Below are 11,375 nucleotides of genomic sequence, written 5' to 3' on the forward strand. Positions count from 1 at the left end.
TAAACTGTTCCTGCTCTTTCCAGCCTTCATCGACAGCGGCAAAAACCTGTTCTTTTGTAAGGCTTGGGAAATGCTTGTGAAGTTCTTCATAAACGCGTTCACGCAAACGAGGCAAATCGTAAATCGGAAGGAACGGATTCATGAAAAGCAGATCGTTTGCTTCGTTGATTGAATCGAGATTGTGCTTTAAAACTTCCGGATATGAAGTTACGACAGGGCAGTTATAGTGGTTCCCAGCCCCCTTGTCTTCGAGTTTTTCATAAGGAATACACGGATAGAAAATGAATTTGCAGCCCATTTTGAGAAGCGATTCCATGTGTCCGTGCGAAATTTTTGCAGGATAGCAGACTGATTCTGATGGAATTGAATCGATACCGCGCTCGTAAATCATTCGGCTTGAACGAGGTGAGGTTTTTACCTGGAAGCCGAGCTTTGTAAACATTGTAAACCACAATGGGTAATTTTCGTACATGTTCAAGACGCGCGGGATTCCGACAGAACCCATCGGAGCATCTTCCGGCTTGAGCGGAATGTAGTGGTTGAAAAGGCGTTTGTATTTCCAGTCAAAGAGGTTCGGAAGTTCAAAGCCTGTAGATTCAACGCCTGTATTTGCTTTGTTTGAGCCGTCAACTGTTTTTGCGTTTTCGTCTTTAAGCTGATGACGTTCCAGGCCCTTTTCACAGCGGTTACCTGTAATAAACTGGCGTTTCTGGCCGCCTGTAGTGAATGTGTTGATTGTAAGAAGACAGTTATTCTGACAGCCGCCGCATCGGGTAAGTTCAAGGTCTACTTTGAACTGTTCAAGCTGTTCGAGAGTTGCGATGTTTGAAACGATTTTCGGCGGAACCCAGCCTGCTTCCTGACCTGGCTTTGGAGCGGTTAAATCACACCACTGATCGTAAGCGATGAGTGCCGAACCGTAAGCTCCCATAAGACCTGCAACATCAGGACGGAATACGTTTACGCCGGCAATTTTTTCGAATGCGCGCAAAACTGCATCGTTATAGAAAGTTCCGCCCTGAACTACGACTTTTGTGCCGATTTCTGAAGCACGGCGGAGTTTGATTACTTTGAAAAGTGCGTTTTTGATAACTGAATAAGAAAGACCTGCTGAAATGTCGTCGATTGTAGCACCTTCTTTCTGAGCCTGTTTTACGCGGCTGTTCATAAATACAGTACAGCGGCTTCCCAAATCAACCGGTTTTTTTGCAAGAAGTGCGCGTTTTGAGAACTCTTTGATGTCAAGATTCATTGAGTTTGCAAAGTTTGCAAGGAATGAACCACAACCAGCAGAACAGGCTTCGTTGAGCTGAATTGAAGTGATTGCACCGTCTTTCATACGGAGACACTTCATGTCCTGACCGCCGATATCCAGAAGGAATTCAACGCCCGGAACGAAGAATTCGGCAGCACGGTAGTGAGTGATAGTTTCGACTTCACCGGCATCAACGCCGAGAGCGGCCTGGAAGAGAGCTTCACCGTAACCTGTAGAAACGGCACGTGCAATATAGCAGTCTTTCGGTAAAATTTTATACAAGTCTTTGAGAACGCGGACAGCAAGGTCTACAGGGTTTCCGGCATTTACATCGTAGAAATCCCACAGAATTTCGCCTTTTTTGTTTACAAGAACAGCTTTTGTTGTAGTTGAACCTGCATCAAGACCAAGAAAAAGAGGGCCGTGCTCTGCGTTCAAATCGCCGCGTTTTGCCTTGTCTTCACCGTGGCGGGCACGGAACTGAGCCAGATCATCTTCGTCAACAAAGAGAGGGTCTAAGCGCTGAACTTCGTTAAGCTCGGCTCCCTCAAGATTTTTAAGTGAATCACGGAAATCTTTGATTGTAGGGAATGCTTTTGGCATTGAAGACGAAAGCGGATTGCATACCTTTTCTGCAGAGAAAGCTGAACCTGCTGCAACGAAAAGCTGACTGTCTTCAGGAACGATGATTTCGTCATCTTTGAGTTTGAGAGTTTCAATAAAGCGTACACGGAGCTGGTCTAAAAAGTGCAATGGGCCGCCCAAAAATGCTACGTGACCGCGGATTGGCTTACCGCATGCAAGACCTGAAATTGTCTGGTTTACGACCGCCTGGAAAATAGAAGCTGCAATGTCTTCACGCCTTGCTCCTTCGTTAATAAGCGGCTGAACGTCTGTTTTTGCAAATACACCGCATCGGGCAGCAATCGGATAAATCTGCTGGCAGCCTGCAGCAAGTTTGTTCAAGCCCGGAGCATCTGTTTCAAGCAAAGCTGCCATCTGGTCGATGAATGCACCTGTACCGCCTGCACAGGTACCGTTCATTCGCTGTTCTACGCCGCCTGTAAAATATGTGATTTTGGCATCTTCACCGCCAAGTTCGATTACAACATCAGTCTGAGGAATGAGTTTTTTAACGGCAGTAGTAGCCGCAACAACTTCCTGAATGAAAGGAATATTGAGCCACTGAGAGACAGAAAGACCGCCTGAACCTGTGACTTTTACAGAAACAGTATGCTTATCTCCAAGCTTTACGACTTTTTCGACCTCGTTCAAAGCCTGTGTTACAACAGTGATGATTGTATTGCGGATATCGGCTCGGTGGCGCTGATAGTCACCGTAAATCATTTTATCGTTTTCGTCCAGACAAACTACCTTAACCGTAGTAGAACCGACATCAATACCGATTCGGACTGGTGTAACTGCTGGTGTGAATACTGTATTTACTGTTTCCATTGAAAATCCTCTTTAAAAAGTGAACTGCAATGTAAATTAATTGCAGATTATTATAATAGCTTTTTAATAAGAAGAAATCAACCTAAGTTTTTATTTCACGCCAGTAACATCTCTCATCATTTCATTCATGTCATATTCAATTTTTACATTACGGAAGCCGGCTTTCTTAAAAAGTTCAGCTGTTTCTTCGGCATTGTATTCGCCGGTTTCCATTATAAGCACTCCGTTTCGATTTAAATGCCCATAGCATTGAGGAACAAGCCTTCGGATTAAAGAAAGACCGTCTTCGGTAAAATCGTATTCACCATATTCATCAATATCGCCGTCCAAAGCTAAAAGCGGTTCGCTGCGGCCGTCTTTTAAAAGTTCGAGCGATTCTGTATGCGGAACATAAGGCGGATTTGTAACGATAAGGTCGAATGAATTAGGAATATTTTCGAAAAGATTTGAATGCACAAAATGAGGAGTGAAATCGGGAATTAAGCGTTTCGCATTTATTCTTGCTACATCGAGCGCTTTTTCACTGATATCAACCAATGAAATTGAAAGTTGAAAATTGAAAGTTGAGAATTTATTTTCTTCTGAATCTTTTGACTTATCTGCCAGAGTCTTTAGAATCGACAGCCCCACGCAGCCGCTTCCTGTACACATATCGCATACGGTCGGAATTTTTTCTGTATTTGCACGGAATTTATCTTCCAGGGCATCCAGCGCAAGTTCAACTAAAAGCTCGGTATCAGGCTTTGGAATGAGAACATCAGGTGTGACATAAAAATCCAGACCGAAAAATTCCTTGTGGCCTGTAATGTATGCAACAGGTAAGCCTGTCTTACGCTTTTCAATCGCTGCCAAAAAAGCCGTTTCCTGTTCTGGTAAAAGCTTTCTTGCACGCTCCAGAAGAAGATGCGTTTTGTCCAGGCCGGTAATATGCTGTAAAAGCACATCTGTATCGAGTACCGGCGTTGGAGAAACAGAAAGATTTGATTTTCCGTAAAGTTTAGCTTCCTGGACGGTCATTACGCATCAAGTGCTTTAAATTCTTCTTCTTTTGCGTAAACGTTAAGAGCGTCGAGCATTTCGTCCATATTACCCATCATAAAGCCGGGCAGATTGTGGAGCGAAAGGTTAATGCGGTGATCCGTTACGCGGTCCTGAGGATAATTGTAAGTACGGATTTTTTCTGAACGGTCGCCGTTTCCAACCATGCTTCGGCGTGCAGAAGAACGCTCTGCATCAAGCTTACTCTGCTCAAAATCGAAGAGGCGCGCACGAAGAACTTCCCATGCTTTTTCTTTGTTTTTAATCTGAGATTTCTGGTCCTGCTGAATTACAACGATTCCAGTCGGAATGTGAGTTAAGCGGACTGCTGAGTCAGTTGTGTTGACACACTGACCGCCAGGTCCACCTGCACGCATTACATCAACACGTACGTCTCCCGGATTGATTTTTATGTCGGCTTCTTCGGCTTCCGGCAGAACTGCAACTGTGACTGTAGAAGTCTGCAATCGTCCCTGGCTTTCTGTTGCAGGAACCCGCTGAACCCGGTGAACGCCACTTTCCCAGCGCAATGTTCCGTAAACGAATTTACCTGTAATCTGAGTGACGATTTTGTTGAAGCCGCCGACTTCTGTTTCCTGAGCTTCGACATTTTCGTACTTCCAGCCTTTGCGTTCGCACAGGTGAATGTACATTTCCCACATATCGCGTACAAAAAGGCTTGCTTCGTCACCGCCTGCAGCAGAACGGATTTCGAGGATAATGTTTTTTTCATCGAGAGGATCCGGCGGAATGAGTTTGAGTTTAATTTCTTCTTCAAGCTGAGGAGCCTTTTCTTCGAGTTCTTTGAGCTCTTCGCGTGCCATTTCCTTCATTTCGGCATCATCTTCGGCTGTAATCATCATTTTTGCATCTTCGATTCCCTGAAGACACTTCCGGTATTCATTTCCAACTTCAAGTACGGCTGTTAAATGACCGTGTTCACGCATTACATCTTTGTATTTTTTCTGGTCTTTTACTAAATTCGGGTCCTGTACAAGCTCGTTTACTTCAACAAAACGGGCGTCTAATTCTTTGAGTTTCTTCAATAAATCCATGCGGATAATGTAGCAGATTTTTATGATTTATACAAATGAATCAAAATAAATAGTTTAAAAGCATGTAAATAATTGTACCGCCAAAAATACTTATCATGGCATTGTTTTTCCAGAGATGAAGAAAAACTGTAATTAAACCTGCTGCAATTGCAGAAAAAAATGAAGGAAGTTCCATAACGGGATTTGAGCTTAAAAAAATCAGGTCTGTTGTACGTTCTTTAAAACATATTGTAAAAAGAACTGCAATTGAAACCGCCGGAATAAATTTTTCTGCAAACGAGAAAAAAGCCGGTGTCTTTCGTTTTGCAAAAATCAGAAAAGGAAGAAATCTGAGCAGAAACATCATTATTCCGATTACAAGTGTTGCTATAAGAGCTTCTTCTGAGGTTAGTTTCATTTTGATTTGCTCCCGCGAAGTAGAATCATTACGGCAATTCCAAGACACAAGCCGGTCAGAATCAAGTGCTGTTTTGGCAGAATTGCATGACCGTTAATCTTTATGTAAGAAAGAACTGTCGCAAAAATTGTTGTGAGTATACCTGCAATTGATGGTAGAAAATCTTTACTGGCTTTAATCTGATTTATCATCAGAACTATAAAAAGAGAAGTTAAGGCAAAATCAACGCCGTTTAAATATCCGTCCGGAATAAAATTTCCTGCAATGGCTCCGATTAAAGTTCCAAGTACCCAGTATGAATAATCGAAAACAGAAATAACTCCAAGATAAGCACCTTTGTCTGCATCTTTAGGAATATTACATGAAGTGACTAAAGCAAAAGTTTCATCGGTTACAGTGAATATGAGTGGAAATTTCCATCTGCCTGTATTTCTGTAAAGTTCAACTAAAGAAAGTGAATAAAAAACGTGCCTTAATCCGATAAAAAATTCGATGCCTGTAAATGTGAGAAGGGAAGTAAAAAAAGAATCGGCATTTACTAAGCCTGATGAAAAAAGTGCAATTCCGATATACTGACCGGTTCCGGAATAAATCAAAAGACTCATTAAGACTGCCAGCCACCATGAAAAACCAGCATTCACAACCATAAGACCAAAAGGAATGCCAATTGCAATGTAGCCGAAAAAGACCGGCATTGTAAGTTTGAGTGCTCTTTTGAAATTTGACGAATCAAGCATAATAAAAACTTAGCATTAAACAAGAGTTTCTTCAATAATAATGTATAAAATGGATACTCTTGATAACTGGCGGTACCAGCTTGAGTATTCCACTCTTGTTCTTGCAGACAAAACCCGTCTTGCAGCTGCTCTTGCAAATAATGATTTTGATACGGCTAACAGCCTTGCGGTTGAGCAGAAAAAAGTTCTTGATATCGACTATCTTCTTGTTACAGATGAATCAGGTCGTGTTGTTGGAGGAAACGGCCGTTTTGGTACTGATCTTTCAAACTCTCATGCGGTAAAAGCTGCCCTGAACGGTGAAAAAGAATACACCTACGAATCTACAGAGCTTTATGATTACAGTTTAGTATATGCATATCCGATTAAAAGCGGTTCGAGTGTTGTAGGATCAGTTATCGGAACTTTCAGTATGGTTGACGGAGAATTCGTTGATTCAATTAAAAATATATACAAATGATTGAGGCTCAGTCTTCCGGTGTTACACAGGCAAGTGCGGCAGTAGAGCAGATGATTGGAAATATTTCTTCTGTAAATATGTCTATGGAAAAAATGGCGACATCATTCAACGATCTTCGTGCCAATTCTCAGACAGGTATTTCAAAGCAGAAGGCAGTTAATGACCGCATTACAGAAATTGAAACCCAGTCACAGATGCTTCAGGAAGCAAACGTTGCAATCGCTTCAATTGCAAGTCAGACAAATCTTCTTGCAATGAATGCGGCAATCGAAGCGGCACACGCCGGAGAAGCAGGTAAGGGATTTGCGGTCGTAGCAGATGAAATCCGTAAACTTTCAGAAACCTCTTCTGTACAGTCAAAAACAATCGGTGACCAGCTCAACAATATAAAAGATTCAATCAATCAGGTTGTTTCTGCTTCAAGTGAATCAAGCATTGCTTTTGAAAGTGTATCCCGCAAACTTGAAGAAACTGATGCCCTTGTCATGCAGATTAAGGCTGCCATGGAAGAACAGAATGAAGGTTCACATCAGATTACAGAAGCTCTTCATAATATGAATGACAGCACTGTGGAAGTCCGCAATGCTTCTTCTGAAATGCAGGAAGGAAACCAGATGATTTTGAAAGAAGTTCAGCTTCTGCAGAATGCAACAATGGCAATGACCCAGAGCATGGAAGAAATGTCAATCGGTGCCCGCAAAATCAACGAAACAGGGGCTGCATTGAGTGGTGTTTCAAATCAGATTAATGATTCAATCAATAAGATTGGTGAGCAGGTAGATAAATTTAAGGTATAACCAGTGTAATATTTTTGCTTTTCTGTTCCTCACATCTGTGAGGAACTTTTTTTTTATGCTAAGATAATATCTGAGAGGTAAAAATGGCAGACTACCACGTATTTGATGCGGCTCCGGAAGGAACACCGGTCAGTAATTTTGTTCATCTTCATGTTCACTCGGATTATTCTTTACTTGACTCTTGTGCAACTCTTGATGCTCTCGTTGCAAAGGCAAAGCGTCTTAATATGCCGGCCCTTGCACTCACTGACCACGGCAATATGTTCGGTGCGCTCAATTTTGAGCATCTGTGCCATGTAAACGGAATCAACCCGATTGTAGGCGAAGAATTTTATGTCGCATTCGGCTCTCACCTTGAAAAAAACTCTGTTCCATACTCTCACAAAGGCGAAGACGGAGACAGACAGGCCCGCTACTTCCACTTAATTCTTCTTTGCGAAAATGAAACCGGCTACAAAAATATGAGCTGGCTTTCTTCGATTGCTTACACTGAAGGTACCTGGTACAAGCCTCGAATCGATTTTGAACTTCTGGAAAAATATCACGAAGGATTAATCTGTCTTTCTGCCTGTATTGCAGGTGAACTTCCCCAGCTTCTGCTTGCAAACAAGGACGAAGAAGCAAAAGAACTTGCATTAAAGTATAAAAATCTCTTTGGTCCTGACCATTATTACATTGAGCTTCAGGATCACGGGCTTGAAGACCAGAAAATCGTAAATAAAAAATTGATTGCTCTTGCTCACGAGCTCGATATTCCGCTTGTCGTAACAAACGATATTCACTACATAGAAAAAGAAGACTGGGAAGCTCAGGATTGTCTTCGCTGTATCGGTTTTAAAAAGAACATGAACGAGCCTCATCAGACAATGGGTGGCGAGCATCACGAATGGTACTTTAAGACCGAAGAAGAAATGCGGCTTTTGTTCCCGGACTGCCCGGAAGCTTATGATAACACAATAAAAATTGCGAATATGTGTAACCTTACGATTCATCAGTACAAAACGATGGAACTTAAAGGCACACTGCCGCGATTTGCTTTGCCAGAAGAATTCCAGACTCACGGTGAAGATTACGCAAAAAATCAGGATGACTATATGCGTCACCTCGTCGAAAAGGGGCTTCGCATGCGCTATAAAGAAATTACTCCTGAAATCCGCCAGCGGTGCGAATACGAAATGGGAATCATCTTAAAGATGGGCTTTTCCGGCTACTTCCTTATCGTATGGGAATTCATCAACTGGTCAAAATCAACTTACGACAACGTAAACAACCGGCCGAAACCTTACATGCCGATTGGACCTGGGCGAGGTTCGGGCGCGGGAAGTCTGGTTGCATACTGCCTTACAATTACGGACATTGACCCTTTCCGCTACAAACTGATTTTCGAACGATTTTTGAATCCTGAGCGAGTTTCCATGCCGGACTTCGACGTTGATATGGATTTCGACTATCGTCAGGACATCATCCAGCACACGCGCGATTTGTACGGAGACAAAAAGGTCGGTCACATCGTTACGTTTGGTACGTTAAAGCCCAAAAACTGTATTGCTGATGTAGGACGTACTCTTGGTATTCCGCTTTCTGAAGTCAATATGCTTAAATCTAAAGTTTCTGAAAACTTAAAGACTAAGCTTAAAAACTGTTTTGAGCCGCCTAACGAAAAATTCCCTGACGGCGGTCAGCTTGCAGAATTCAGGCACGACCCGCGCTATGAAAAACTTTTTGACCTTGCATTAAAACTTGAAGGCTGTAAAAGAAACACAGGTCTTCACGCTTCGGGAATGGTAATCGGCCTTACGGAACTGCCGAACTGGGCCCCGGTTTTTATGGATTCCAAAACGGGCAAAGTCGGCGTTCAGTACACAATGGACATTATCGAGCCGTGCGGTCTTGTAAAATTCGACTATCTTGGTCTAAAAACACTTTCCCTCATCCGTTATGCAGAAGATATCGTAAACAAGCATAAAAAGCCCGGCGAGCCTGACTTTTTGTGTGCAAAGGTAAGCGAAACTGACCCGAAAACCTTCGAACTGTTTAAGCGGGGGGACTCTGCAGCGGTCTTCCAGTTTGAATCTCCGGGCATGCAGAAAATTTTACGTCAGTTCCAGCCGGAAAAACTCGAGGACTTAGTTGCCTTAAACGCTCTTTACCGTCCCGGTCCTATGGATTACATTCCAAACTACATCGACGGAAAATGGAAGCCGGAAACAATTCATTATCCTGACCCTTGCCTTGAGCCGATTCTAAAGGAAACTTACGGTGTTATGGTCTATCAGGAACAGATTATGCAGGTTTCCCAGAAAATTGCGGGATTCTCTCTCGGTGGTGCTGATATGCTCCGTCGTGCTATGGGTAAAAAAAAGCCTGAAGTCATGATGGGCAAAAAAAAGGAATTTGTTGAAGGGGCTGTTGCGCAGGGCTTTGAAGCAAAGCACGCCGAAGACATCTTCGAAATTATGATTCCATTTGCCGGTTACGGTTTTAACAAATCTCATGCGGCAGCTTATTCTGTTCTTGCTTACCGCACAGGATGGCTTAAAGCAAATAAGCCTGCTGAATTCATGGCGGCAAACCTTACAAACGAAATTACTTCTACCGACGGTTTGCCTGCTTACATTGCAGAAGCACGCAGAATCGGAGTTCCTGTAGATCCTCCTGATGTAAACCGTTCTGACGCTGTTTTTGACGTTGTTGACGGTCACATTGTTTTTGGTTTTAAGGGAATCAAGGGAATGGGTGACAGGGCGGCCCGTGCCATCGTTTATGAGCGCGAAGCAAACGGTCCATATAAAGATTTTATGGACTTTTTAACGCGTGTAATTTCCGTAAAAGAAATTCCAGGTGAAGAACGCGGCGAAGAAGAAGGAAAATCAATGCGGCAGACTGCAATCAACAAAAAAGCAGTCGAAGTTCTCATAAAGTGCGGCGGATTTGACCATCTTGACCAGAACCGTCCGACTTTAATTTCAAATCTTGACCGTGCCTACGCCTATGCCGAAAAAATTGCCTTTGGTGCAGATGACGGTCAGCTTTCTCTTTTCGGCGACACTGACGAAAAAGAATATGCCGATTTCGTTTTTGAGCAGGTTGAAGACTGTTCTACTCTCGAAAAGCTCAACATGGAAAAAGAGCTGATTGGCTGTTATGTTTCAGGTCATCCTTTGGACGATTACAAAAAAGCTTACGATAAGGCGAGTGTAAATTCACTCAATATCGCCCGTGTTGCAAAAGATGACAAAGCCGAAAAAGATGCTGTTATTGCTGCAAACGGCGGAAACGCATGGAAGGCAAAAAATGCCGGAAGAGTTCATACTGCTGTCGGTATGGTTATGGAACTTCGGCAGATAAACACCAAAAAAGGCGATCAGATGGCTTTTGCAAAACTTCAGGACTACAACGGCTCATTTGACCTTACATTCTTCCCGAAAACCTGGGCGGAATTAAAAGGTAAGGTCGAAAACGATAAAATCTACGCTTTTAAAGGCAAAATCGATTCAAGCCGCGAGCAGCCTTCCATGATTGTTGATTCAATCGAAGACCCAAAAACTCTTCAGGAAAAGGCAATTGAAGAAGTTCACATTCAGCTGGATTCAAATTTTGCTGATGAAAGGCAGATTTTTAACCTTAAAGAATATCTTTTTGGTGCCAGCGGAACATGCTCAGTCTATTTCCACCTGGATACCGAAAAAGACACTTATATCGTTAAGGCTTCAAATCAGCTTACGGCACCTGCTACGAAAGAATTTGCCGAAGATTTAAAGGCAATTCCTTTCGTAAAAGATGTGTGGATGGTGTAGGCAGGTATTTTTAAGGAGTTTGGCTTATCCTTGAAACTGGTCAATCTGTCGTCCAGATTTTGGAGAGCATTAGAAGGGATTAAAGCAGCTTTCTGGTAAGGCCTCTGTACTTTTTCCTTTGTCTTTTTTGGTTTTAATCAGTATATTTTAGATATGGTAAATTTGTTTTCAATTTTAACATCCGTCGTTTTGATTTATACAATTTTATGCTTTATCAGGGTAATGCTTTCCTGGTTTCCCGGGGTAGAATATTCCAGATTCGGCGCAGTGCTTTCACAGATTTGTGATCCGTATCTTAATATTTTCCGCCGATTCAGGTTTCTGCGTTTTTCGGCATTTGATTTTACACCGGCGATTGCCCTTTGTGTTTTAATGGCTCTTCAG

8 protein-coding genes and 1 pseudogene are annotated in these 11,375 nt (G+C 42.6%); 4 read left to right on the top strand and 5 right to left on the bottom strand.

Annotated features, from left to right (window positions below; translation table 11 throughout):
- The 5 genes from ACKI5B_RS00465 to ACKI5B_RS00485 form a co-directional block, all read right to left on the bottom strand.
- The coding region (locus ACKI5B_RS00465) for a BadF/BadG/BcrA/BcrD ATPase family protein (RefSeq protein ID WP_407424987.1) at positions 1–2,710 on the bottom strand (2,710 nt) is incomplete at its 3' end.
- 90 nt (positions 2,711–2,800) lie between these two features.
- On the bottom strand, positions 2,801–3,727 hold the full coding sequence (gene prmC / locus ACKI5B_RS00470; RefSeq protein ID WP_407424988.1) for a peptide chain release factor N(5)-glutamine methyltransferase: 927 nt from the start codon (positions 3,725–3,727) through the stop codon (positions 2,801–2,803).
- Positions 3,727–4,803, bottom strand: coding sequence for a peptide chain release factor 1 (gene prfA / locus ACKI5B_RS00475; protein WP_407424989.1), 1,077 nt, complete (start codon positions 4,801–4,803; stop codon positions 3,727–3,729). The genes prmC and prfA overlap by 1 nt, the downstream gene beginning before the upstream one ends.
- Positions 4,804–4,843: 40 nt before the next feature.
- Entirely contained in the window at positions 4,844–5,200 is a 357-nt protein-coding gene (locus ACKI5B_RS00480) for a branched-chain amino acid transporter permease (RefSeq protein ID WP_407424990.1), read from the bottom strand.
- A complete protein-coding gene (locus ACKI5B_RS00485; RefSeq protein WP_407424991.1) occupies positions 5,197–5,937 on the bottom strand; it encodes an AzlC family ABC transporter permease in 741 nt (246 codons plus the stop codon). Before ACKI5B_RS00485 ends, ACKI5B_RS00480 begins: the two co-directional genes overlap by 4 nt.
- 49 nt (positions 5,938–5,986) lie before the next feature.
- On the opposite strand from ACKI5B_RS00485, the gene ACKI5B_RS00490 reads away from it, so the two are divergent.
- From ACKI5B_RS00490 to ACKI5B_RS00505, 4 genes and pseudogenes are all read left to right on the top strand, one after another.
- The gene (locus ACKI5B_RS00490) at positions 5,987–6,397 is read left to right on the top strand and encodes a cache domain-containing protein (protein WP_407424992.1); all 411 of its coding nucleotides are present in this window, start codon (positions 5,987–5,989) and stop codon (positions 6,395–6,397) included.
- Positions 6,391–7,194, top strand: a pseudogene (locus tag ACKI5B_RS00495) (methyl-accepting chemotaxis protein); the annotation flags it as partial. The gene ACKI5B_RS00490 and the pseudogene ACKI5B_RS00495, both read left to right, overlap by 7 nt.
- Positions 7,195–7,277: 83 nt before the next feature.
- A complete protein-coding gene (gene dnaE / locus ACKI5B_RS00500) occupies positions 7,278–10,991 on the top strand; it encodes a DNA polymerase III subunit alpha (protein WP_407424993.1) in 3,714 nt (1,237 codons plus the stop codon).
- A gap of 153 nt (positions 10,992–11,144) precedes the next feature.
- A partial coding sequence (locus tag ACKI5B_RS00505) for a YggT family protein (protein WP_407424994.1) occupies positions 11,145–11,375 on the top strand: 231 nt, incomplete at its 3' end.

Source organism: Treponema sp. (genome assembly GCF_045657965.1).
In the GTDB taxonomy this organism is placed as follows: Bacteria; Spirochaetota; Spirochaetia; order Treponematales; family Treponemataceae; genus Treponema_D.

What these genes read in the sequence shown, in the direction of transcription:
- ACKI5B_RS00485 (WP_407424991.1), bottom strand. Translation starts at nt 5,937, where the DNA reads ATGCTTGATTCGTCAAATTTCAAAAGAGCACTCAAACTTACAATGCCG.
- prmC (WP_407424988.1), bottom strand. Translation starts at nt 3,727, where the DNA reads ATGACCGTCCAGGAAGCTAAACTTTACGGAAAATCAAATCTTTCTGTT.
- ACKI5B_RS00490 (WP_407424992.1), top strand. Translation starts at nt 5,987, where the DNA reads ATGGATACTCTTGATAACTGGCGGTACCAGCTTGAGTATTCCACTCTT.
- ACKI5B_RS00480 (WP_407424990.1), bottom strand. Translation starts at nt 5,200, where the DNA reads ATGAAACTAACCTCAGAAGAAGCTCTTATAGCAACACTTGTAATCGGA.
- prfA (WP_407424989.1), bottom strand. Translation starts at nt 4,803, where the DNA reads ATGGATTTATTGAAGAAACTCAAAGAATTAGACGCCCGTTTTGTTGAA.
- dnaE (WP_407424993.1), top strand. Translation starts at nt 7,278, where the DNA reads ATGGCAGACTACCACGTATTTGATGCGGCTCCGGAAGGAACACCGGTC.